We start from the raw sequence: 25201 nt of genomic DNA, 5'->3' as shown, positions 1-25201 counted from the left end.
TTCTGATTTCTACAGATAACCTTGATAAATCTGCCCTACTAGATTTTTTAGATCATCTGATAAAAATGAATAATCAGGATGAGTATACAGTTTTTGATAAAATTTTCTCAGTTCAGAATAACCTGACTCAGCATTTTTTAAAGTTTGTTGATCAGAATGTAAACGAAAACCGGATAATTTTTGATTGATAAATCCAATTTTATAACAACCCATGAGTCTTAACCAGAGATCTAAATCTAACAACTGTTTAAATTCTGAGTCAAACCCTCCCAGTTGTTCAATTGCTGCTTTTTTAATCAAAACGGTACTAGGTTCGCCAATTTTATTCAGTGGACTCTGAAGTAACTGAGGATCAGTTAATAAATCTTTTCCGGTTTGAATTGATTTTAAGTTCGACCAATTTTGATGTAAATCTTGATAACCATAATAAGCTCTCAGCAAGATTTGATTGGCTGTTACTTCTGGAGATAGAATAATATTTCTAGGTGAAAAAACTAGACCGATTTCTGTATCTGTTTCCGCTAAATTTACCAATTCTTCAAGACAATTTGGCTCTAATAAATCATCTTGGAAGAGAAATTTAATATATTTCCCGTGAGCTTGAGAGATACAATAATTCCAATTTTTGGCTAACCCATATTGTTCATGGTGAAATAGGGATACTTTCAAAGAACAATTTTTCTGAAAAGATTCAAGAATTTCTAAAGTTTTATCCGTTGAACTATCATCAGAGATAATAATTTCTAAATGAGGATAGGTTTGATCAACGACACTTGATAACGCCTCTGCTAAATATTTCTCACCATTATAGGTGGGAATACAAACACTAACTAGGGGAAGTTCTGATTTAACCCCTTTAAATTCAGGTAAAATTTTAGGAGAATCTGAAACGGGAGAACCACTTAAATAAGCTTCTTGTAAAATTTGGCGATAACTTTCTACCATTTGTTCAAAATTATTAAAGCGCTCTAAAACCTTTAAGGAATTTTGAGCGAGGTGCGATCGCAATTTTTCATCCGTTAATAACTGAGTAATAACCTTCGCTAAAGCGTCAATATTACCCGGAGGATAAAATAGCCCATTCACCCCTTGTTTAACTTGTTCTTTGACCCCAAAAACAGGTGTAGCAATAATCGGTAAACCATAATTCATGGCTTCTAAAATCACACGGGGGAAACTTTCAATTCGAGAAGTTAAAATAAAGATATCCGCCGCTTTATAATAACGTTCTGTATCAGGAGTTTCAGGAATAATATTAATTTTTTCCTGTAAAACTATCGGTAAACTCCGTACTAAAGTTTTCAATTCATCACTATAGAAACTAGGGCGATCGCCAACCATCAAAATTTTAACTTTTTTCTGCCATTCTGGAGGTAATTTTGCCAAAGCTAAGGGTAAATCTTTTTGCCCTTTTCGAGATCCCACCGTTCCCAATAGCAATAAAACAATTTCATCTTTTTTGATCTTTAAAGATTCTCTAGCTTTTTCCATCGTCCAAGTTGCATTACTCATTGGGGATGAACTGCGATTAATCCCATTATAAATTACGGTAAAATTATTATGATGATTCAAATCTAAATAATTTTTTTGAGTTTCGGAAGCCACAAAAATAACACGATAAGGAAACCGAAAACACTCTAAAGCATGACGAGTGATTTCTTCATTTAATCCTTGAAAATAACTCTCTAAGGGTTCACTTTCATGTATATTCCAAATACAAGGAATCCCCAATCGTTGAGCGCAATCTACTAAAAAAAAGTTAGGTAATGTATTAATATAAAAAACATCTATCTTGAGTTTAGATAACTGCTGACTTAATTTTTGCATCACCAGATTATAGGTATCTAAATCATATTTTACGTCTAAAGGATAAGGTTTACAAATCATTACCTGTATGCCTTGTTTTTGATAGTCTGTTTGTAGTGGCCCTTCTTGAAATGAAAATACAATCGGTTCAATCAATCCGGCTTTTGCTAACTCCACTGCAATTTCATATTGATGTAAAGGTGCACCTGTTAAATCTAATAAATGACTCGCAATTAAGACCCGCAATCGTTTTTTCATTGACCCTAAGAAAAACCGCCGAGGTTGGATTCTAAAATGTTCATCAGCTAAGGATAAATGAGGACTATAATAAGGATCAACTTTATTTCCGTATAAATGTCGAAATGCTGCTACTTCTTGGGGTGAATCTTGATAACCTCTAGTTGCGCCTTCATGATGAATTAATTCTGCTGTCGGACAATAAACACTTCTCCATCCTTTCTCACTGAGTCGATAGCAATAATCAACATCATTATAAGCCACAGCAAACTGTTCTGAATCAAATCCTCCGACTTCTAAAAATAAATTCCGAGGTGTCAATAAACAAGCAGCACTAACCGCCGAGTAATTGCGAACAACTTGAATATAACTTAAGTAACCATTGGCTTTACTGGGTCTTAATTTAAACCCATGACCTGCTAATCCTTGATGGAGTCCATGAACAACTCCAGCGTGTTGAATTTTTTCATTGGGAAATACTAATTTTGCTCCAACAGCACCGACTCCTTGGATTTGAGCATAACCCATCATTTGACTTAACCAATGGGGAGAAATCACCTCAGTATCATTATTCAAAAATAGGATATAATCACTCTGAATCTGTTGAACCGCTTGATTATGAATTGCAGCAAAATTAAAGGTTTTATCAGGCGTTTCAATTTTTAACACTTGCTGGGGAATCTGTTCTAAATAAGCGAGGGTATCAGGATCATCACTGCCATTATCAATAATTACAATTTGATAATTTTGATAAGTGGTTTTATTTAAAGAAAATAAACAATCTTCTAATAACTGTTTTTGATTTTTAGTCGGAATTACAATCGTCACCGATGGCCCTTGATCGGGAAATTGATGCTCAAAAACCCCGACTTGTTTATGAATTGCCCAGTTAGGTTGTTGAATAATTCCGGCAATTCCCCGACGTTGAAACGCTTCTTGTAACGCTTGAATAGAAGCTTTAAAACTATTGGGTTTTGCAAGGGCTGAATCTGCTGTTGAACCGGGAATTGCTCGCCAATGATATAGAATTAAAGGTAAATGAGCAATCTGATGACAAATTTCCGTTGCTCTTAAGGCAAAATCATAATCCTGGGCTCCTTCAAATCCAATTCTAAATCCCCCCAATTGTTCAAAGATTTCTCGTTTCACTCCCCACAAATGACCGATATACATATAAGATAAAAGCAGTTCGGGTGACCAATCGGGTTTAAATTGAGGAGCAAAACGATTACCTTGACTATCAATTTTATCATCATCGGAATAGAGAAATTCTGTTTCTGGATGTTCCCCTAAATATAAGGCGATTTCTGCTAAAGCATCGAGGGTGAGTTGATCATCATGATCTAAAAACAGTAAAAATTCTCCGGTTGCTAAACTTGCCGCACTATTACTCGCTTGACTAATATTGCCATTTTCTGGGCGAAATATCACACGAATACGTGAATCTTGTTTTTGCCATTGGTTTAATTGTTTTTGAATTTCTGGATGGGTACTTCCATCATCTGCAATGCAAAGTTCCCAATTGACGTAAATCTGTTGAGTAACACTGGCGATCGCTTTTTCTAAATATTCTACTAAAGGATTATATACTGGCATAATCACCGATAGTTTAGGAAGCTTTGATATATCCTTTTTTAACCGAGAATGTAAGAACATCTGGACTCTTTGATTCCACTGATTAACATTTAACCAAGCTTCATAGGGTTTTAAACCTTGGGAACTAACAAAATCAGAGGGTTTAACTGGAATAATTTCTGATGGAATGGGTTGAGTTTTATTCAGCTTTAATTCAGTATTTAAACTCTCAATTTCCCGTTCTAAATTTCTGATTTTTAGCCAATCTTGACAGATCCAGGCTTGAGGAGGATCGGAAGGTTGCCACTGTGACCAGGATAACTGAGGTTCGGCATTTAAAGGGGAAGATTCAGCTTCTAATGCTAAATATAAATCTAAGGCTTTGGGGAAATATTGTTTAATAATTTCAGTTCTATAGCTAGGAATCGATTTAGATTTTAATAAATGAGGTTGAATGATTTGAGCATAGTTTGGATGAGATAAATTCAAAGTAAAATCTTGATTAATTTTATTAATAAGCTCGTGGTTATTATTAATTAAATAATTAATATTGATTAATACACATTTAGAAGAATTTTTACGATAAAACTCTAATATTTTTTGATTGTATAAAATCCATGAATCAATCGCAAGTTGAGGATTTTGTTGAATTAAATCATCTGTTCCTCGACGATACAAAGAATCCACCACTTCCCAAGGGGAGCGATAGACAAAAATAAACTTAGCTTGGGGTATTAAGGTTTGCCAAAAGTTTAAGAATAATGTCGTGCGTGGATCTTTCCATCCCCAGAGATTTCGTTGAGATTTTCGGGTGATTAAGGTTTTAGCGACTGTTACATATTCAGGTAAGATTTGTTTATGGGGTTGAATCATCCACCCCTCAATATTTAAGTTTTGCGATCGCAATACGGTTTGATGAAACTGGACGAACTCAACATCCTCAAAATGGCCCCTAATATTACCTGTATTAGCTCCAATTAATTGATCCCCTAAATAGACACCAGCTTCTTGCAAAATAGTGGCAATTAAGGACGTTCCTGAACGGTGCATCCCCGTAATTACTAATACGGTTGTATGAGGAGTCGTGACAATACTTTGCGGTTGAATTGATGACTCCGTATTAAGGGAAAAAGTTGGGACTGGGGAAGAAATAGAGGGAGGAGATTGGGGTTCTAGGGAACGCAAAATATCAGATTCTCGCATAGATAGTCAGTGTTAATAATTTTACTGCTGTTAGAGTAAAACTTAAATTAATCTTAAGTTTTAGGCTTCGGCTTAAATTTAGCTTTATTAATTCTATCTTTAATGAAATGTATAGTCTCATTAAATTTTGTTTCAAAACCCAGAAAAATTGAAAAATTTTAGATCCAATTCGGAATGAGATGATATACTTAGTTTTAGATTGAATACATCTTCCAACTGTTTTCAGCCTTAAACCTTACTCGTTTTGACTTTCTAAGGGTTCCCTCCTCCCCCACCCCAAATTTCTCACTGACCTGCTACTGAAATTGCTGAAACCGTTCTGCACAACAGGACGCATTATTCCTATTTAATATTTCTCTGCTCAATAAACTTCGTTGCGCTAGATAGTTTGTTGGGTTAGCGATATTCCTGGCTATTAGATTTAATAGCCTAGACTCGACTTGCTTTTGTTAAATAATTGAGGGTGAAAATATTATGCCTGATCTATATGAACCGAATGACTCCCTGGGAGGAGGGGCTACTAACTTAGGAGTAGTCAGTACAGCCTTATCAATACCCAACTTGAGTATTGATTCTTATAACCAAGATTTTTTTCAGTTTCAAACCACAGGTAGCGGTTCAACAAATGTTGAGATTGGTTTTGACCACGCACTAGGAGATTTAGATCTGCGAGTGCTTGACTTTAACGGGAATTGGCTAGGGAGTTCTACTAGCTCTAGCAATAACGAAACCGTTAACTTAAGCTACCTCCCTGCCGGAACCTACTATGCCCAGATTTACGGGTGGAATGGTGCTAGTAACCCCAACTATAGCCTAACTATCTCGCCACCACTTGGGACAGGAACAGGAATAGATGATATCTATGAAGAAAATGATTTTATTGGAACGGGCGATTTAGGATCACTACAAGGACAGAACCCCTACTATAATTTAGTGCTTCAGTCTAATGATCAAGATTGGTTCCAATTTCAAACCACGAATACCGGAACCCTGAATGTTCGTTTAGATTTCCTCCATTCTCTGGGAGATTTAGATTTTGAACTCTATAATAGCGCGGGTGAACGGGTGGGTTCTTCCGGTACTGCGGGAAATGTGGAACAGATCAGTATCCCCAATGCTGCCCCAGGTATTTATCATGCCAAAGTGATTGGATACAATGGAGTGGGTAACTCCAACTATACCCTCACCGTTGATGCTCCCACTGCGACTACCGTTGATGATCGGTATGAACCAAATGACTCCCTGGGAGGAGCAGCACCATTACAACTACAAAATGGTCAATTTTCTGACAACAGTTTAATCTTAGCCGCCAACGATGATGACTGGTTCCAGTTTACGGTTCCCCAAAATCCGAGTCCTGGTAGCAATATTAGTGCGAATCTTGTTAACTCGATAGCCACCCTAGGCTTAACTTTGTACGATCAAAATGGCAACTGGGTTAACAGTTCATATAACTTTTCTAATGGCTACTCGAATGGTGCAACTATTCCCTTAGATTATCTAACTCCGGGAACCTATTATGCCGATGTTTGGGGGTACTCTGATTACGCTAACCCAGCTAACCCCAACGCTGCACCCATTACCTACGGCCTTTCAATTAATGCGACTTCTGCTGGTAGTGGAAATAATAATGGTATTGCAGATTCTTTAGAAGAAGATGACACGAGAGAAACAGCCACTCCCATCAGCCTAGGTTACTACGGTAATATTGCCAACATTCAATCCAACGATCCCGACTGGTACAGATTTGACCTACCAGGAAATCAAGACCCCAGTAGTAATATCACGATTAATTTTCAGAACAGTCTAGGGGATCTCGACTTCTATTTGTATGATCAAAATAATAGCCTGGTAGGCAGTTCAACATCAGGTTCAAATGACACCGAAAGTATTCCTTTAAGTGGACTGGGTGCTGGAACTTACTATGCACAAGTTATTGGTTGGGCTGGAGCTACAAACCCTAATTACGAATTAACACTAAATGCAACTACAGGTGGTACTACTGTTACCGATGATCGGTATGAAGAAAATGACTCCCTGGGAGGAGCAACGCAATTACAACTACAAAATGGTCAATTTTCTACTAACAACTTAGTGGCCAACGATGATGACTGGTTCCAGTTTACGGTTCCCCAAAATCCGCTCCCGGGTAGCAACATTAATATTGGGTTTAGTAACGCTCAAGGCAACCTTGACCTGTATTTATACGATCAAAATGGCTATTACGTTAACGCCTCCTATAATTGGTGGGATGGCGAAACCATTTACTTAGATACCCTACCCGGTGGCACATACTATGCACAAGTGACGGGCTATGGAGCAACAAACCCTAACTATAGTCTGAATATTAATGCCACAGGAGGAACAGCACCACCTACGGGCTACGATGATCAATTTGAAGAAAATGATTCTCAAGCATCAGCAGCTATTTTACCCGTCGGACAACAAACCTTTAACGCTTTGAGGGCTTTAGATGATGATTGGTACAAATTTACACTCAACAGCCCAGCCCAAGCCAGTGATTACGTTAGTATAGATTTTCAGCACAGTCTAGGGGATTTAGACCTGGAAGTAGTAACACCGACGAATCAATATTTGGGTTCCTACGGGGTCGGCAACACTGAAACGATTAGTCTGGTCGGCCAACCCGCAGGCGATTATTATATTCGTGCATACGGCTATGCTGGAGCAACGAATAACTATAACCTCAATGTTGTTACCTCAACTTCCTCAAGCCCGATCAATAATACCGGAGATGATCAATTTGAAGAAAATGATACTTCAGATCAGGCTACCGATCTACAGACAAAACTCCTGAGTGGAGAAAGCAGTTTTACCGATCTGAAGATTAACTCTAATGATGATGACTGGTTCAAATTTACAACAACTCAAATCGGAGGACTCAACGATAAAATTACAATCAACTCAACCCAATCGGGAGATTTAGATTTAGAAATTCTCGCTCCTGATGGGCAAACCTATGGTTCCTATGGTATCTTCGCTAACGAAGAAGTGAGCTTGGCTTATCTTCCCGCCGGAGAATACAAAGTCAGAGTCTATGGTTATGCTGGAGCGGCTAATTCCAATTACAGTTTATCGGTTACTGCTCCGGTGACATCATCTAGCACCGCAGGAATTCAACCCGACGCACGAGAACCGAATGATAGTCAAGCGACAGCAAGCCCTATCCTCAATAACGGGATCATTCCCAGTCTGAACATTCATGCAGCCAATAATGAAGATTGGTTCAAGTTTAACTTAGGCAGTGCGGGTTTATCCTCCCATCAAGTTATTGTTAATGGTTTTGAACACAGTTTAGGGGATATCGATGTTCAACTGTATGATGCTGCGGGAACCTTCCTGCGGAGTTCGGGAAGTACCAGTAACTCTGAAAGTATCTCCTTAGAGGGACTTATCCCTGGTGAATATTATGTGAAAGTCTTTGGCTATGCCGGAGCAACGAACCCTCAATACCAGCTTCAAGTTAATGCTCCTGTGGTGGATACCAATAATCCTAACTCAAACCCTGGGAACATTACAATTAACCGAGACAGCTACGAGGACAATGATACTTTTGAAACCGCTAGTAACCTGGGTACAACTCGTAGTGCTGATCCGACGCGGGTTGTCAGTGCTATTCAAGATCAAATTGATCTCACCGATTTGACCATTGAAACTGCGGACGATGATTGGTTCAAATTCCGAAAAACGAGTGCCGGAAATGTCGATGTTCGACTCACTTTTGAACATGACTACGGAGATGTGGATCTGGAAGTTCGGGACAGTAATAACCAACTGATCGGCCGATCCCAAGGAACGAGCGACACTGAAACCGTTTCCTTTAATGCCGCAGCCCAAGGCACTTATTACGTCCGAGCCTACGGTTATGAGGGGGCAACTAATCCCAATTATCGGTTACAGATCACTCCCACCTTTGGAAACGGAGGTTCTTTAGATGTTGCCGCCGATCAGTTTGAACCGGGTAACAACGAACGAACCGGAGCCACTGTTCTTCAAGATTTGACCTCTACTCAAGGCAATTTGAGTATTCACAATGCCAATGATGCCGATTGGTTTAAATTTACTCCCGCAGGAAATAGTACCGAAAACAACCAAATCTTTATCAATTACGATTCTGTCGCTAATTTAACCCTGGAATTGTATGATCAGGCCGGAAATCTGCTCCCGGATCGACCGTTTGTTTCTCAACCCGATTCTGGTTTAGCCAGTATCTCCTTAGCCGGACTGCCTGGTGATGGCAACACCCCCTACTATGCTAAGGTTTCAGGAGCGAATCCTTCCCCCTACAGTTTGTCCTTGAATGCACCGGAAACGGCAAGTGTGAACCCCGGTACATCCACGGATCAGTGGACGATTATGGTCTACATTGCCGGGGATAATAACCTCGCAGAAGCAGGTCTAGTTGACATTAATGAAATGGAATCTATCGGACTGCCCGATAATGTCAATGTTGTGGTTCAGTATGACGGTGCACCGGGTTATGTCTCTAGTGAATGGGTAGATACCCGTCGGGGCGTGATTCAACAAGACTTTACCACCTCTACGGTTTCTAGCAACTTAACCAGTTTGGGTGAGTTGAATATGGGTGATCCCCAAACCCTGACTGACTTTATCCAATGGGGTAAAAACAACTACGCGGCGCAAAACTATGCCGTTGTGGTTTGGGATCATGGCGGTGGCCGCAGTGGTGTGGCTTGGGATGATACAAACGGTAATGCTAATTTATCCGTGAGCGAACTGACAACGGCAATTTCCAATGCTGGTTTAGGAAGTAGCCTGAAAGTGTTGGGTTTAGATGCCTGTCTGATGGCTTTAACTGAACAGACCTACGACCTGAAAGACTTAACCGAAGTGTTTGTGGGTTCCCAAGACCTCGAACCTGGGGATGGTTGGGATTATGAGGGCTGGTTCCGACGTCTAGCCGATGGAGGCGGTCGCTTGAATGCTGAACAAATGGGCGGTGCGATCGTTGATGCCTATGGTGACTTTTATAACAATCGTGAAACTCAATCAGCTATCCGTACTTCCGCGTTAGACAATCTGAAAACTAAATTGGATGCTTTCGTAGATGCTACGGCTAATGCCAGCGATAGTGATTGGCAAGCGATTACTCAAGCGCGTTCAGAAGCCAGAACCTTTTACATTGAAGATGAGCGGGATTTAGGTGGCTTCATGCAGGCGGTTGATAATCGTTTAGATGGCCCAATTGGGGATGCGGCTCGTCAAGTGTCTCAAGCTCTGCAAGCGGCAGTCATCAACCAAGTAAACTACTCTGGAGCAAACGGTCTGAGTATTTACCTGCCTCCTGTGAATGGTTCTGGTTATCAAAGTACCTACAATGGTAATAACTTCCACTTTGCCGCCGATACCAAATGGACTCAATTCCTCACCGCTTTCGCCAGTCGTGATCGTGCTGTAGCCAGCGATCGCAGTCAACGGATTACTCCTGACGCTGCTGAAACCACAGATTTAAGTGGCAATATTACGGGTAATCAAAATAACAACTCGGCCAGTGCTGCCTACTATCTGGGCAATTTAGCCGGATCGGAGTATACATTCTCTAATCTGAATCTGGATACGGCCGCTGATCAAGACTGGTATCGGTTTGAAATGCCGGGTGATGGTGTTGATGGCAATAAAATCTCCTTGGTTGATACGACTCCTGGCCTCACCCTGAAACTTTACAAAGCTGAAGCCAATGGCAGTTTAGCAGCCAATTCAGTGGCAGTGGCAACGGGAACTGATGGAAGCGTCAGTCTTGTCGGTCAAACCGCAGGAACCTATTTTGTTGAGGTGTCGGGTAGTGCAGCTAACCCAGAATACAGCCTGAAGGTCAATGCCCCGGCTGCCGCTATTAGTCGAGGCGGAGAAGGAATTACCTCGGATGCTTTAGAAGGCAATGGAAACAATAACAGTCAGGCAAAAGCGAGTGATTTAGGTGGCTTAGGGCCAAACGATTCCTTGAGTATTCCCGGTCTGAATATTACTGCGGGTGATGAAGACTGGTACATGATCACCCCAACTCGGATTCCTGAACGTTATCCTAACGCGATCACGATTAACTTTGATAACGCTCAAGGCGACCTCAATCTGGCACTGTACAAAGCCGATGGGACTCTGATTGAAAGTTCTTCAACCAGCGATCGCAACTATGAGTCTATTAGTTTCCCCACTGGTAGTGATCCGGTCTATATCAAAGTCTTCGGTAAAGACGGTGCTACTACCAATCCCAACTATACCCTTGATGTTGTGCGTCGGGAGTTGGATATTGATGGGAATGGTGTGGCAGATGCTTTAACGGATGGTGTCATCACTTTAAGCTCTCTGTTTGGTTTCACGGGGGACAGCTTAACCGAAGGGAAAGTAGCTAGTGATGGACAACGGATTTATGCAGATGAAATCACCAATTATTTAGAGCAAGCTCAAACCAATATGCTGGATGTTGATGGCAATGGTACGCCGGATGCTTTAACAGATGGTGTAATTCAACTGGCCTATTTGTTTGGTTTCCGTGGTGATCAACTCGCTAACCCTGCATATATCGGGACAGGTGCAACTCGGACAACGGGTGAACAATTAGCCAACTATCTCGATCTGTATATGCCTCCTGCATCGAATAATTCAACCTCTCTGTTCTAAATTGAGAAATCAAAAGGTAATCTGATGATCACCCTTTGATTTCCTGAAATGAAAAATTACGGTTATTGTCGCTCTTTTATGAGAGTATACTGTCAATAAAGTTTGATTAAAATAGACAAGATCTTTTTTCCAATAAATCTTGTCTATTTTGATTTTTTTGTTATAGCAAACTGAGAACACCGTAACAATATATTACATCGGTTACAAGGTTTGGTATTGCCCTAACTTAAATGGATGCTGTTATACTTGTGTGAAATCTTGAAAGAATAGGATAAATAAGTTTAAAACACAGGTATTGATATTCATTTTAGCTTCAAAAGTAAGGAACAAATTATTCATCTATAGCGTCGTTATCGCATTCATTCTTGATTTAAAAATTTTGGCTTTTTATGGATAAAATAGCTGATTATTAACAAAAGTTAAGACACTCTGATTTACCGTATGAAAAGAGTATATTATAATGAGTAAATAGGTTGTGCATTTGGAAAAATTAGCTGCCTATTTAATATTGTAAGGAGTCTTGATAAAATGCCTGAACAAATTATTAGAACCAACCCATTGACACTCAATGCTTCACCCAACAATCCTGTTTCATTTGATGTCACATATAACACGGCTAACCCAAGCGATCCAACCTTAATAGGAATAGGCTTTCGCTTACACTTTAACTCTCAAGAACTAGATTTCACTAATCTCACTAATATACTCCCCGCTCCCATTCCACTAGGGCCACAAGAACAACTGGAAACAGCACAAACAGATGATGGAGATCCTAGTACAAACTCTTTTGTATTGTACAGTTGGACAGATATTAGCAGTCAATGGCCTGGAGCCGATAAAACTTATCCTGTAACCCTATATACGGCAAACTTTACTGCTTTGCCAGCCTTTGATGGTACTAACATTAACTTCACTAGGTCGGCAACAGCATCCGGTTATACATTTGATGCCCAACCCCTACAAATTAATCTGTTAACAGATACACCCCCGACAATTAGCGATATCACTAACCAAACCACCAACGAAGATACCGCAACAGCCGCTATCCCCTTTACCATTGGAGATGATCAAACTCCTGTTGCTGACTTACAAGTCACATTTACTTCTAGCAATACCACTTTAGTTCCTGCTGCTAATATCGCTTTAGGAGGAAGTGGGAGCGATCGCAATCTCACCGTTACACCAGCCGCGAATCAAGCCGGAAGTTCAGATATTACTGTTACCGTTACCGATGGAAGCAATCAAGCTACATCGGACACCTTTACCCTAACGGTGAATCCGGTTAACGACCTGCCTACGATTACCGATATTACCAACCAAACCACCGCGCAAAACACAGCAACGGCAGCCATTCCCTTTACCATTGGGGATGTGGAAACCCCTGTAGCTGACTTACAAGTTGCTGTAACATCGGATAATTCCACCTTAGTTCCCAATACTAATATTGCCTTGGGTGGCGCAGGAAGCGATCGCACCTTAACCGTAACACCAGCAGATAATCAAAGTGGAACCGCTAATATCACCGTCACCGTCACCGATGCAGATGGTGGTATAGCCACGGATACTTTTGCCCTAACCGTTGGAACTCCCAACCAACCCCCCACCGCCGACGCAGATACAGTTCAGGGTACACAAAATACCCCAGTCACGATTCCCGTCGCCACCTTATTAGACGGTGATACCGATCCCGAAAACGATCCCCTCAGTATTACGGCGGTTAGCAATCCTCAAAACGGGACTGTAGAACTACAAAACGGTAACGTCATCTTTACCCCGACGGCAGACTTTATCGGAAATGGCACCTTTGATTACAGCCTCAGTGATGGTATAAATCCCCCCGTCACCGGAAACGTTACTGTTGAAATTACTGCTCCTACTCCTGCGGGAATTACCGTCACTCCTGACAAAGGATTAACCACCAGTGAATCCGGTACAACCGATACCTTTACGGTGAAATTAGACACTCAACCGACGGCAGATGTCACTATTCCGGTCGTCAGTTCCAACACCGCAGAAGGAACCGTAGCCCCGGAAAGCTTAGTCTTTACCTCAGCGAACTGGGATACCGCCCAAACCGTTACGGTGACAGGTGTAGCCGATAATACCGTTGATGGAGATCAAGCCTATACCATTGAACTGCAAGCTGCTACCAGTACCGATGCGAACTATAGTGGCAAAGATGCAACGGATGTTCAGGTTACGAATACCAACATTGATGTTGCGCCTCCTGCGGGAATTACCGTAGCCCCCACCACCGGATTAACCACCGATGAAGCAGGTAAAACAGCTACCTTTACGGTGAAGTTAGACACTCAACCGACGGCAGATGTCACTATTCCGGTCGTTAGCTCCAACACCGCAGAAGGAACCGTAGCCCCGGAAAGCTTAGTCTTTACCTCAGCGAACTGGGATACCGCCCAAACCGTTACGGTAACGGGTGTAGCCGATGGTATCGTTGATGCAAATCAAGCCTATACCATTGAACTGCAAGCTGCTACCAGTACCGATGCGAACTATAGTGGCAAAGATGCAACGGATGTCTCTGTTACGAATACCAACATTGATGTTGCGCCTCCTGCGGGAATTACCGTAGCCCCCACCACCGGATTAACCACCGATGAAGCAGGTAAAACAGCTACCTTTACGGTGAAATTAGACACTCAACCGACGGCAGATGTCACCATTCCGGTCGTTAGCTCCAACACCGCAGAAGGAACCGTAGCCCCGGAAAGCTTAGTCTTTACCTCAGCTAACTGGGATACCGCCCAAACCGTTACGGTGACAGGTGTAGCCGATAATACCGTTGATGGAGATCAAGCCTATACCATTGAACTGCAAGCTGCTACCAGTACCGATGCGAACTATAGTGGCAAAGATGCCACGGATGTCTCTGTTACGAATACTAACGTTGATGTTGCCGGAATTACCGTAGCCCCTACCACCGGATTAACCACCGATGAATTTGGTAAAACAGCTACCTTTACAGTCAAATTAGATTCTCAACCCACAGCCGATGTCACCATTCCGGTCGTGAGTTCCAACACCGCAGAAGGAACAGCCGCTCCTGCCAGCTTAGTCTTTACCTCAGCTAACTGGGATACTGCCCAAACCGTTACGGTAACGGGTGTAGCCGATGGTATCGTTGATGCAAATCAAGCCTATACAATTCAACTGCAAGCTGCTACCAGTACCGATACCAACTATAGTGGTCAAGATGCCACGGATGTCTCTGTTACAAATACTAACGTTGATGTTCCTATTGATGTTGGGCCTTCAGCCGGAATTACCGTCAGTCCCACCACCGGATTAACCACCAGTGAATCCGGTACAACAGCTACCTTTACGGTGAAATTAGATTCTCAACCGACGGCAAATGTCACCATTCCAGTAGTTAGCTCTAACACCGCAGAAGGAACAGCCTCTCCTGCCAGTTTAGTCTTTACTGCTGCTAACTGGAATACAGCCCAAACCGTTACGGTGACAGGTGTAGCGGATAATACTGTTGATGGGGATCAAGCTTATACCATTGAACTGCAACCTGCTGTTAGTACCGATGCCAACTATAAGGGCAAAAATGCCACGGATGTTCAGGTTACTAATACCAACACCGATACCAACACGCTACCACCTCCCGACGAAATCGATACCTTGCAGGGTGGAGAAGGTGCAGATACATTTGTCCTGACAGGTACTCCCCTAACCAAACCCTCCATTCCTTCACCTACAGACTTTACCGAAGATCAACCCAATCAACTCTTTGGGACTGACAATGATGATGTGATTATCGGCAGTAGTGGGGATGAAACCTTGCTGGGTTTCAAAGGCAATGACTTCCTGAATGGAGAAGGAGGGGGAGATCAACTGTTTGGAGGTGTGGATAACGACACCCTTGTTGGTAGTAGTAGTGATGAACTCCTCTATGGCAATAAAAATAGTGATCTGGTCTTTGGTGGAGGGGGTCTTGATACTCTCTATGGCGGTCAAGACGATGATACCCTGACAGGGGAAAGTGGCAGTGACCTGATATTAGGAGATAAGGGAAATGATGTTCTCTATGGTGTAACTGACTTGGGTTACACTCTGATTTCAGACTTCACCCCCAATCAAGACGTGATTCAACTCACAGGAAGTGCAGATAACTATCGTTTGACCGATGCACCCGCAGGTACGGGTGTTGGTACCGGAATCATCCGTATTGATGATCAAGGAAATCAGCAATATATTGGTGTGATTGAAGGAGTATTGATGTCACAAACAAGTTTAACCACTAGCAACTTCTTCCAATTTGTTTAGCTTTTGAGGAGGTTTGGGGGAGCTACAAATAAATCCCCCCTGTAGAGACGTTGCATGCAACGTCTCTAGGGTTAAGGGGATCTGATCAAAGCTGTAATCAGGGCTTTTTGGCGTTAAGTTGACGGACTTTTGGCACATCTCGCCCCAGGAGATGAATTGGATTTTAAGTCATTTCTACAACTGATTTAGACTAACTATAGCGCTACTTGAAGAGGGAACACCGAACACCGAACACCGAACAGTAAGAATTGAAAGGGTTTCAGGGTTTAAAAATGTCAAACACCGTAATGCGTAGCGCTATATAATATGAAATCCTTTAATGTTTGCTACAAATACTTGATCGGGTGGGTAATAACTTTTTTCTATTCCCTATTCCCTCCTATTCCCTCCTGTTCCCTGTTCCCTGTTCCCTGTTCCCTTGCCATCTGTAGCGCTAATTTAAGGATTTCATATAACATTTAACTAGGTTAAATTCAATTTAAGTTTTAATCTTGTCCAAATCGATACAATTTTATAGCGCAAATATTTAAACCCAGCTTTATATAATCGTTTAAAATCATAATCAAATAAAATAGCCATCATATCTTCTAAAGATAAATCTTTGAGATAGGATACCCCTTTATCAATAGACTGATCACTATATTTTAAATATTTACTTAATCCCATTTGTTCTGACCAGTTCCAAGTTCTAGCATAGCCCTGTCGAATTTCTTGACGATATCCGGCAAAATCTGTTATTTTTCCAGCGAGATAATCTTGAATATATCCACAAGCAATATTAGCATTTTGCATTCCATGACGAATCCCTTCTCCTCCTAACATATTCACCATTGAAACCGCATCCCCAATGGCAATAATATTATCATTATAATAAATATCTTCTAACCCACTACAATATTTTAACATTCCTCCATGATGGTTAATGATTTTATAGGAAATTTCCCCTAAATACTCTGTTAATAATAACTCCACATAGGAACGTAACGTTTGAGTTTGATTAACCCATGCGTGGGAACAATTTAATTGAGCAGAACCCACTTTTAAGCGATTATTTCCCATCGGAAAAATCCACGAATAACCCCTAGGCATCCAGCGATGACCTAAAAAGAAAATTAAATCTTGAGAATACTGTTGATAATCAATTTCTGAAAGTTCAATTAAATATTCTATTCCCGTCCCCGTTAAATAATCCGGTTGCGGTTCTATTTTATTATACATGACTGCCCTAGCTGGGCCTGTAGCATCCACTAAGATTTGCGTTTCTACCTGAATAATTTCGCCCGTAGACCGTTGCTTTAATTCAACAATCGTATTCTGATGATTTTTAATATACCGAAGATAACGACATCCCATCCAAACTTCGCCACCTTGGCTTTTAACTTCTGTAGCTAAAAATTCCCGTAATTTAGCAAAATCAAAAACAGCCCCCAAAGGAGTTGGAGACTGCCATTTCTGATGAATATTCGTTGTAACAATCACTAAATTTTGCCAATAACTCCCGATAACAGTTTCCGGTAAATTGAATTTTTCCAAGGTTTCTAAAGGCGTAGCGGCACTGGAAAAATCATTTTTAGAAAAAGTTTCATGTTGTTCAATTAATAATACCCGTTGACCGACTTGGGTGAGTTGTCTTGCACATTGACCTCCTGCTGGCCCCGCACCAATGACCACAACATCGAAACGTTCCATAAAAATCTCCAACAACTTTTGGGAACTCAGTATCTTTAGATCTCAGAGGAAAAACGAGCTTGCGGTTTTAACCGCCTACCCGCTATAATGATTATATCCTTAGCGGAAAGTCAAAATGCTTCTCACTCAAACCAATCGTTTGAAGCTGAATAAGCAGGAATCGGAGATTGCGAGACAACTTTGCAGATTGAGCAAAAATATGTTCAATGTAGGTCTGTACAACGTTCGCCAGTATTTCTTTCAGGAACGAAAGCATCTCCGCTACGAGGGCAACTATTATCACTCCAAAGGAAATGAAAACTATGAATTGTTAGCAACTGATATCGCTCAACAAACATTGAAAATAGTTGACCGCTCGTTTCAATCATTCTTCAAACTGCTTCAAATGAAACAGCGTGGAGAGTTAAATGTGAAGGTAAACATTCCTGGCTACTTACCGAAAGATGGATACTTTCTGTTGGTTATTCCTATTCGACCCAGAGATCTTGAAAAGATGCCTAGCAAGAATTGGGTATTCACAGTTCCAACTTCTCGTAAATTCAGGCGGGAGGTTGGAACTTTTTCTTTTACAATTCCTGAGAGACTTAGAGGCTTCAACATCAAAGAGATTCGCATTCTCCCAAAAACAGGAGGGCGATATTTTGATGCAGCTTTTGTCTACGAAGGGGCTGAAGAAAAACAAGTGGAACCATCCCAAGAAATGCTCGGTATTGATTTGGGTTTAAACAACTTTGCAACCTGCGTTAGCACTACTCAAGAATCATTTATCCTGAATGGGAGAAAGATTAAATCGATCAATCAATGGTTTAACAAGGAAAACGCACGATTGCAATCAATTAAGGATTTGCAAAAAGTCCAAGGCTTGACACATCGACAGGCAGCATTACTGAATCGTCGAAATCATCAAGTCCAAGATTTTCTGAGTAAATCTGCTCGATACGTTGTGAACTGGTGCATCAAACGAAATATCAGCAAGATTGTTGTGGGGTACAACCCTGACCTGAAACAGTTGATAAATATAGGTAAACGCAACAATCAGAACTTTACTCAAATTCCTGTTTTTACCTTTAAGCGCAAGCTGGAAAGCCTCTGCGAACGGTACGGAATTAAAGTAATTGAACAGGAAGAGTCGTACACCAGTAAAGCAAGTTCGCTTGATGTCGATGTTTTGCCTGTTTGGAATGCTGACAATCCTAAAACCTATAAATTTAGTGGCAAGCGCATTAAGCGTGGATTGTACCGCACCGCTCAAGGATGGGTTGTTAACGCTGATGCTAATGGCGCACTGAATATTTTGCGTAAACACACAAGTAAGCTGGATGAGTTAATCGGACAGTTTAGAGGCTGTTTGGCACAGCCTTTAAGGGTTAATCTCTTTTAAGAATCCTCGTCGCTTGATTCGCGAGGAGTGTCAAAGAGGTCTATAACAATGTGCAAGGTTCAATTTTTAGGACTGATTTCAGCTTTTTGTTGAGGACTTTCTAATCGATTGACACCGGACGAAGATGGCAATATAGTAGCATTGAAAGCCGGAACTTGACAGGTGCTTATATTGGCTTTAGGTAAGCAAGCAATTGGTTGAGTTGTCAAGGAAGGAATCACAACAAATTCCCCTTCTAAAACAAAATCATCAGCATTTAAAACAACCCCTAAAATTTCCTGAGTAGATTTAATTTTAATAATGGCATCATCTGAACGTCCATCCTGATCAAAATCCATCAATTGCAGATAGTCTAAATCAGATTCAGTGAGGCCATCGGTTAAACCAATTTTATCTCCATCATTGAACCAATCAAAATTAGAAATCACCGAAACATTAGATAGATCATTGGTCGCATCTTGAGTTTTGAGGATAAATACATCGGTATTCCCATTACTACTGGGTGTTTGCGCTGTTCCTGGTATGGGAATAAATAAACTAATCATGAAGGGAAAAATGGTGGCAATTAAAAAGGTGCGAACTCGGCTTGAAATCATACATTTTCCTAATGCTTTGATTTCAATCTACGCAGGGGTTTTATTGCTTTCTGACCGATGAGTGCTACTATTCTAAGTTCTACAGTGCTCAAGGGGTTTTATCAGGGTCTAGGAAAAGGGAAAACCCTGATGTTGCTTGAGTTTGTTAGGATTTCAGATGGGTTATGGGTTGATGAGGAAGTAGACACTTGGAAAATTGGAAAATTTGACTTTACATTTCTATAGATTGATCAACGACCGTTTAATATTATTAATAGTTTTTTTACAAAACATTAGCAGAAAAGGGAGGGTTATCATCTTTATTTAGGGTTCTAAAAAACCCTGACTGAACCCCCCCTACATCATTATTTGTGCCGTATGAATTCGTAAATGGCTAAATAATCTGTTCCGGGTTGGTTCCAAGAATAGTCATAATTCATGCCTTGAATTCTCAATTTTTCAAATTCATCAGGATAGTAATTCCAAAGCCCAATAGCGCGATCCATTGCGGATTCTAAGGCTTGAAAATCGGTGTAATTAAAAACATAGCCATTGCGTTTTTCCGGTGTATGATATTGATCATAATCCCGATCAAAAACCGTATTAACTAAACCACCAACCGCGCGAACAACGGGAACAGCCCCATATTTTAACCCAATCATTTGAGTTAACCCACAAGGTTCATAATTACTCGGAACCACAATAATATCGGCAGCCGCATAAATTAAGTGGGATAATTCCTCATTAAATCCTAGTTCTAAATGGCAATCGGGGTTATCATTTAAAAAGTTCTTTTCATGCCAGAACCAAGCATTAATACCGGGTTCCGTTGCCGATCCTAATAACACAAATTGAGCTTGTCGATGCAGTGAATAATAAATGGCATGATGAACCAGATGCACCCCTTTTTGATCGTCTAAGCGACCAATATAACAAATAAGAGGTTTATCTTCATGACTTAACCATAAGCGTTCGCGTAAAGCTTTTTTATTCTTTTGTTTTCCTTCTAAAGTTTTCGGCGTATATTGTTCAGGAATAAATCGATCAACTTCAGGGTTCCAAACCTCATAATCAATCCCATTTAATACTCCACCAAATTTATGTTGATGTAGTTCTAGGGTATGTCCTAAGCCATAACCAAATTCTCCATAATGGGCTTCCCAAGCATGGTTAGGAGATACCGTTGTTACAAAGTTAGAGTAAACAATTCCCCCCTTCATAAAATTCAAGCCAAAGGGGTTAAAATTATCGCGTAAACGGTCATATTCAAAATAGTAGGATTCTCGGTTTAATCCCGTAGCCCAAAGGATATTTGTGCCAGCAATTCCTTGATGTTTAAAGTTGTGGATGGTATAACAAACTCGGATATTTTCCATGCCATGATATTTGTACATTTCATACAACATGACTGGAATTAAACCCGTTTGCCAATCATGACAATGGAGAATATCAGGACGTTTTCCAGATTTAAGTAAAAATTCTAATGCTGCTTTGCTAAAAAAGGCAAATCTTAGATGATCATCGACGCAACCATAATAACAACCTCGGTCAAAGAAATGATCTTCGGAGTGAGGTTCAATAAAGAAGCATAACCGTCCATGAACCCAACCACAAAAAACCGTGCAGTGAATGGCACCATCAAACCAGGGAACATATAAGTCTTGATAGGCTTCATGAAGTCCCCATATTTGGTCATACCTCATGCAGTCGTACTTGGGCAATATAATCTCAATGGTATGACCCCGCAGTTCTAACTCCCTACTGAGTCCGTACACAACATCGCCTAAGCCTCCCGCTTTAATGACCGGGGCACATTCAGAGGCAATTTGTACGATGTACATCCTGTTTCCTCACTCCAAACCGTGATGTTTTGTCTCCCCCATAGTAATCAGGTTGGCTACAATAGTAAACCCCTGAAGGATGATTTTTTTCGAGGTATTGCAGGCCAGAAACCCGGTTTCTTAAGCTATCTTTCGGTGAGGGAACAAAAATCACGACAGAAACCCGGTTTTTTAAGTAGTGGTGGTCAGAAACCGGGTTTCTCTATCAATCTTTCGGTTGAGAAACAAAAGTTATGGCAGAAACCCGGTTTCTCAACGCTATTGCTAGGGGTCAAAAACCCGGTTTCTTAAGTCATCTTTATTATGTTATAATATTAGAAATTTATTAACATCTAGCGAACTTTTAGCCTAAGTTTAAACAGTGGTATATTCCCAAAATTTTGATACTGGAAAGGTTTCTCCTGTTGTAGCAAGTCGCATAGATTCTTGTAGGTCAGCTAATATTTGGGCTTTTGGTTCTTGTTCGTCAATCCAAGCTAAACCACTAACAGGATCAGAGTTTATTGTATTCATCAGTTGTTGCCAAAGTTCAATAGAAACAAGAACATCGGTTGTTTCGCCCTCGGCATTGGTGACATAACGAATAAGATGTTCAATTTGTGCGATCGCCATAGGTTTAACCCTCTTATCATGATCTTATTGTAGAGATGGAACTGTCAGCATATTGCTAATGTCCAGATTTAGAAAAATCAGGGAAAATTTATCTATTATGTAGATTAGCATAATATTTAAAATAATGCTATAATGGTAAAAAAATATCAATACTCCCATCCTACTTTTATGAAAGCAGTCATCTCACAACATATTGACATAACTCCAGGAATCTGTGGTGGAAAACCTCGTATTGCTGGACATCGAATTAAAGTTCAAGATATCGTAATTTGGCATGAAAGAATGGGAATGTCACCCGATGAAATTATTTATCACCATCCTAGTATTACCTTAGCCGATGTTTATGCAGCTTTAACTTATTACCATGACCATCGAGAAGAAATTAGACAACAAATTGAAGCAGGAGAAGATTATGCTAAAGAATTACAAGGAAATCAACCCTCTTTAATTCAAAAACTATTAAAGGGTGAAAATGTTAAACAAGATTAAATTTCATCTTGATGAAAATGTGAGTAATGCGATCGCAAATGGTTTGAGAATGAGAGGAATTGATGTCACAACTTCTCCAGAACAAGGGTTAATTGGTGTATCTGATCAACAACAATTAGCTTATGCTTTATCTCAACAACGAGCGATTTTCACCTTTGATGATGATTTTCTGAGATTAGCTTCTACAGACATTGAACATTGTGGTATTATTTATACTCGCCAAAAACGTCAGTCAATTGGAAAAATCATCGGTGACTTAGTTTTGATTTGGGAATGTTTGGAACCTGAATATATGTACAACAATATTGAATTTTTGTAGAAAATGTCATCTTTTATTAGCTAATATTCTATTAAGTGAGTCATGATTAAAGCGGTTATTGCTGATACAATTCCTCTTTATGCTTTAGTTGATTCTAGTGATCAATACCACCTAAAATCTCGGCAAGAATTATCACAAATTCAGTTATTAAATTTGAAAGTGATGATTCCTTAAGAATAGCCAAAAAATGGGATTCGTAAATGAGTAGAGTGGTGGTCAGAAACCGGGTTTCTCTATCAATCTCTCGGTGAGGAAACAAAGATAATGATAGAAACCCGGTTTCTTAAGATTTATTGGCTACTAAGGTAAACCATCACACGGGGGGGTACCACCAGAACCGATGCCCATAGCGCGTTCAGCATTGTCGCCGATTTGGTCTATAATACATTTAGATGCTGGACATCCAAGCATCACATCATTGACTGTTGAAGCACCCCGACATTTGGCATTTTGAGGTCTAATAATCACATCTCCTTGGCCTGGACATGGTGCCCAGCGTGATGACGCATAATAAAAACATAAGTCTTGGCCAGTGTCAGGGTTAGTGTAAGTTTTCGGAGAAATTCTCTGATTCCAGGGACTATCCCCAGACTGTGCTATAATACTAGGGTTATTCGATTTGAGAATAATACTTGTATTATAAGCATTAATTCTAGGGGTTTCCGGTAGATTAGCATTAGCATTTGGGCTTCCTTTGATAACAGCCCCACCTAATGCTAAAGCACCACTGAGTAACAAAATGATCGCTTTTTTATTCATTGATTTCTTCCCCACTAACGAGTAGGAACGCCATAATTACTTCTAGTTTTAGACACCTTTATTCTAAAGTCTGCTTAAAAAATTAATCCTGGGAAAAAAACAGATTTTCACGGAACTTTTATTACAAAATATTGAGCAAAAACACAGAAAAGTTAGGAAAAATTGGGATCAAGATCAGCTATAATGCTCAAAACCTTTATCCTATATACATTCGATGGATGTAAATGAAGTGTTACAATTTGTAGATCGTCTTGTTTTTGAACAAACTGGAAAACACCTTGATGATGTTCAAAGGGCTATTGTTGAAGGAACTTGGGAAAGACAAACTTATGATAATATTGCCCATGAGTGTCATGTTAATAAAAATTATGCTAGTGATGTAGGTGCGGAATTATGGGAACTTTTATCTCAAGCATTGGGTGAAGATATTAAAAAAAATAATTTTCGTTCTACATTAGAAAGAGTTTATATTGAATCATCACAAAATATTTGTATTGGTACTAATCATAATTTTACTTTTAGTTCACCAACTTTAAATAACCCCAATAAAAATAATCGAGAAACTAATATAAAATCTCAATCACCTTACTATGATTTAACGTTAACTCCTAAAATTATCAATTTTTATAATAGAGAATCAGAACTTAAAACCCTTTTGAGTTGGATATTAGATAATAATATTCGTTTGATTTCAGTTTTAGGATTATCTGGAATAGGGAAAACGACTTTAGTTAAAAGATTTGTTGATTTACACCTAGATAAATTTGAGGTAGTCATCTGGAAAAGTTTAAAATATCCCAAACCTTTAGAATTATTTATTAATGATATATTAAATACTTTTAAACAAGAATTAAAAGCAACTATAAATGACAATTTAAAACAATTATTTGATATTTTCACAGATAAAAAATGTTTGATGATCCTTGATGATGTTCATTATATCTTTACCCAAGGTGAACTTTCTGGACAATATCAAAGTGTTTATCAAGATTATCAAAATTTTTTTAAACTGATCACAGAAACAGAACATCAAAGTCATCTAATTTTAATGAGTCAAGAACAATGTGCAGAAATGAATTGTTTGGATGAAGAACTATATCCGATAAAAACTTTAAAATTATCGGGTTTAGAGAATGAAGAAATATTGTCAGGGATGGGATTAAAAACAGATGAGGATAGCAGCTTGAAATTGATTGAACAATATCAAGGAAATCCGATGTATTTGAAAGATGTTGCTGTTTTAATTAAAGATGTTTTTGATGGGGATGTGGCTGAGTTTTTAGCTGAGGATAGTTTGGTCATTACTAAAGAAATGCGATCGCACTTTAACCAGCTATTTAACAGATTATCACCCGTTGAACAGAAAATTGTTGTAGAATTGAGCAAATTTGATCAACCTGTATCCAGAGAAGAGTTAAGACAACATTTAGACTTGTCCTCAATAGACTTAATTAATGGGTTACAATCTTTACAGCAACGGTATTTAGTTAGTAAAATTAAAGCTGATCCAATTTTATTTAATTTGTCTTTACTTTTTCAGGAACATTGGAGAACACCTGTCAATACTTCCCACTAAATTTGACTTAAATAAAGGTCGCGAATTGTCCGATTTACTAAACTTAAATAATCATCTAATTCTTCATAACCATCTAATTCTTTTTCTTCTTCAATAGTTAATACTGCTTGCTTTTGTTTCTCAAGTAAAGTTTCAATTCTACAAAGCAATGCTATAATAGGAGAAATTTATCAATATTTATTTGTG

The 25201-nt window shown here is 39.8% G+C and carries 15 protein-coding genes; 8 read left to right on the top strand and 7 right to left on the bottom strand.

What is annotated here, in order from left to right; all coding sequences use genetic code 11:
- Positions 1–9 precede the first annotated feature (9 nt).
- Complete coding sequence (locus tag NMK36_RS03365; RefSeq protein ID WP_254172986.1) at positions 10–4821, bottom strand: glycosyltransferase; 4812 nt, start codon at positions 4819–4821, stop codon at positions 10–12.
- Between the two features lie 474 nt (positions 4822–5295).
- Between NMK36_RS03365 and NMK36_RS03360 the strand changes: the two genes are divergently transcribed.
- Together NMK36_RS03360 and NMK36_RS03355 are read left to right on the top strand one after the other, a co-directional pair.
- Positions 5296–11481: a pre-peptidase C-terminal domain-containing protein gene (locus tag NMK36_RS03360; RefSeq protein WP_254172985.1), complete on the top strand. Its 6186-nt coding sequence runs from the start codon at positions 5296–5298 to the stop codon at positions 11479–11481.
- A 528-nt stretch (positions 11482–12009) separates the two neighbouring features.
- Complete coding sequence (locus NMK36_RS03355; RefSeq protein WP_254172984.1) at positions 12010–15774, top strand: beta strand repeat-containing protein; 3765 nt, start codon at positions 12010–12012, stop codon at positions 15772–15774.
- A gap of 462 nt (positions 15775–16236) precedes the next feature.
- On the opposite strand, the gene NMK36_RS03350 is transcribed toward NMK36_RS03355, so the two are convergent.
- A complete protein-coding gene (locus tag NMK36_RS03350) occupies positions 16237–17463 on the bottom strand; it encodes an NAD(P)/FAD-dependent oxidoreductase (protein ID WP_254172983.1) in 1227 nt (408 codons plus the stop codon).
- Between the two features lie 115 nt (positions 17464–17578).
- On the opposite strand from NMK36_RS03350, the gene NMK36_RS03345 reads away from it, so the two are divergent.
- Positions 17579–18844, top strand: a complete 1266-nt coding sequence (locus tag NMK36_RS03345) for an RNA-guided endonuclease InsQ/TnpB family protein (protein WP_254172982.1) — start codon at positions 17579–17581, stop codon at positions 18842–18844.
- A gap of 59 nt (positions 18845–18903) precedes the next feature.
- On the opposite strand, the gene NMK36_RS03340 is transcribed toward NMK36_RS03345, so the two are convergent.
- Positions 18904–19440 (bottom strand): hypothetical protein, encoded by a 537-nt coding sequence (locus NMK36_RS03340; RefSeq protein ID WP_072720374.1) that lies wholly within the window; start codon positions 19438–19440, stop codon positions 18904–18906.
- Between the two features lie 344 nt (positions 19441–19784).
- Positions 19785–21260 (bottom strand): glycogen synthase GlgA, encoded by a 1476-nt coding sequence (gene glgA, locus NMK36_RS03335; RefSeq protein ID WP_072720375.1) that lies wholly within the window; start codon positions 21258–21260, stop codon positions 19785–19787.
- 21 nt (positions 21261–21281) lie between these two features.
- Between glgA and NMK36_RS03330 the strand changes: the two genes are divergently transcribed.
- Positions 21282–21551: a hypothetical protein gene (locus NMK36_RS03330; RefSeq protein WP_254172981.1), complete on the top strand. Its 270-nt coding sequence runs from the start codon at positions 21282–21284 to the stop codon at positions 21549–21551.
- Between the two features lie 63 nt (positions 21552–21614).
- Here the strand turns inward: NMK36_RS03330 and NMK36_RS03325 are convergent, their stop codons facing one another.
- Complete coding sequence (locus tag NMK36_RS03325; protein ID WP_072720377.1) at positions 21615–21872, bottom strand: hypothetical protein; 258 nt, start codon at positions 21870–21872, stop codon at positions 21615–21617.
- Positions 21873–22040: 168 nt separating this feature from the next.
- Between NMK36_RS03325 and NMK36_RS03320 the strand changes: the two genes are divergently transcribed.
- From NMK36_RS03320 to NMK36_RS28725, 3 genes are read left to right on the top strand one after another with little or no spacing between them, the layout of a single operon-like run.
- Positions 22041–22361 carry a DUF433 domain-containing protein gene (locus NMK36_RS03320; RefSeq protein ID WP_072720378.1) on the top strand — a complete coding sequence of 107 codons (321 nt, stop codon included), beginning with the start codon at positions 22041–22043 and terminating at the stop codon, positions 22359–22361.
- Entirely contained in the window at positions 22345–22680 is a 336-nt protein-coding gene (locus NMK36_RS03315; protein ID WP_254172980.1) for a DUF5615 family PIN-like protein, read from the top strand. Before NMK36_RS03320 ends, NMK36_RS03315 begins: the two co-directional genes overlap by 17 nt.
- A gap of 42 nt (positions 22681–22722) precedes the next feature.
- Positions 22723–22854, top strand: coding sequence for a hypothetical protein (locus tag NMK36_RS28725; protein ID WP_302184643.1), 132 nt, complete (start codon positions 22723–22725; stop codon positions 22852–22854).
- 126 nt (positions 22855–22980) lie between these two features.
- On the opposite strand, the gene NMK36_RS03310 is transcribed toward NMK36_RS28725, so the two are convergent.
- On the bottom strand, positions 22981–23439 hold the full coding sequence (locus NMK36_RS03310; RefSeq protein ID WP_254172979.1) for a hypothetical protein: 459 nt from the start codon (positions 23437–23439) through the stop codon (positions 22981–22983).
- A 214-nt stretch (positions 23440–23653) separates the two neighbouring features.
- Here NMK36_RS03310 and NMK36_RS03305 point away from each other — a divergent pair, with 214 nt between their 5' ends.
- Positions 23654–25015: an ATP-binding protein gene (locus NMK36_RS03305; protein WP_254172978.1), complete on the top strand. Its 1362-nt coding sequence runs from the start codon at positions 23654–23656 to the stop codon at positions 25013–25015.
- On the opposite strand, the gene NMK36_RS03300 is transcribed toward NMK36_RS03305, so the two are convergent.
- Entirely contained in the window at positions 25012–25164 is a 153-nt protein-coding gene (locus NMK36_RS03300) for a hypothetical protein (RefSeq protein ID WP_186440410.1), read from the bottom strand. The two genes, NMK36_RS03305 and NMK36_RS03300, sit on opposite strands and share 4 nt — an antisense overlap.
- Positions 25165–25201 lie beyond the last annotated feature (37 nt).

Source organism: Planktothrix pseudagardhii (assembly GCF_904830925.1).
Lineage (GTDB): Bacteria > Cyanobacteriota > Cyanobacteriia > Cyanobacteriales > Microcoleaceae > Planktothrix > Planktothrix tepida.
The sequence above is the reverse complement of the archived record's forward strand: the minus strand, read 5'-3'. Positions and strand labels throughout refer to the sequence as shown.

Excerpts from the sequence above, each read along its gene's own strand:
- NMK36_RS03365 (WP_254172986.1), bottom strand. The coding sequence starts at position 4,821 with ATGCGAGAATCTGATATTTTGCGTTCCCTAGAACCCCAATCTCCTCCC.
- NMK36_RS03360 (WP_254172985.1), top strand. The coding sequence starts at position 5,296 with ATGCCTGATCTATATGAACCGAATGACTCCCTGGGAGGAGGGGCTACT.
- NMK36_RS03355 (WP_254172984.1), top strand. The coding sequence starts at position 12,010 with ATGCCTGAACAAATTATTAGAACCAACCCATTGACACTCAATGCTTCA.
- NMK36_RS03350 (WP_254172983.1), bottom strand. The coding sequence starts at position 17,463 with ATGGAACGTTTCGATGTTGTGGTCATTGGTGCGGGGCCAGCAGGAGGT.
- NMK36_RS03345 (WP_254172982.1), top strand. The coding sequence starts at position 17,579 with ATGCTTCTCACTCAAACCAATCGTTTGAAGCTGAATAAGCAGGAATCG.
- NMK36_RS03340 (WP_072720374.1), bottom strand. The coding sequence starts at position 19,440 with ATGATTTCAAGCCGAGTTCGCACCTTTTTAATTGCCACCATTTTTCCC.
- glgA (WP_072720375.1), bottom strand. The coding sequence starts at position 21,260 with ATGTACATCGTACAAATTGCCTCTGAATGTGCCCCGGTCATTAAAGCG.
- NMK36_RS03325 (WP_072720377.1), bottom strand. The coding sequence starts at position 21,872 with ATGGCGATCGCACAAATTGAACATCTTATTCGTTATGTCACCAATGCC.
- NMK36_RS03320 (WP_072720378.1), top strand. The coding sequence starts at position 22,041 with ATGAAAGCAGTCATCTCACAACATATTGACATAACTCCAGGAATCTGT.
- NMK36_RS03315 (WP_254172980.1), top strand. The coding sequence starts at position 22,345 with ATGTTAAACAAGATTAAATTTCATCTTGATGAAAATGTGAGTAATGCG.
- NMK36_RS28725 (WP_302184643.1), top strand. The coding sequence starts at position 22,723 with ATGATTAAAGCGGTTATTGCTGATACAATTCCTCTTTATGCTTTAGTT.
- NMK36_RS03310 (WP_254172979.1), bottom strand. The coding sequence starts at position 23,439 with ATGAATAAAAAAGCGATCATTTTGTTACTCAGTGGTGCTTTAGCATTA.
- NMK36_RS03305 (WP_254172978.1), top strand. The coding sequence starts at position 23,654 with ATGGATGTAAATGAAGTGTTACAATTTGTAGATCGTCTTGTTTTTGAA.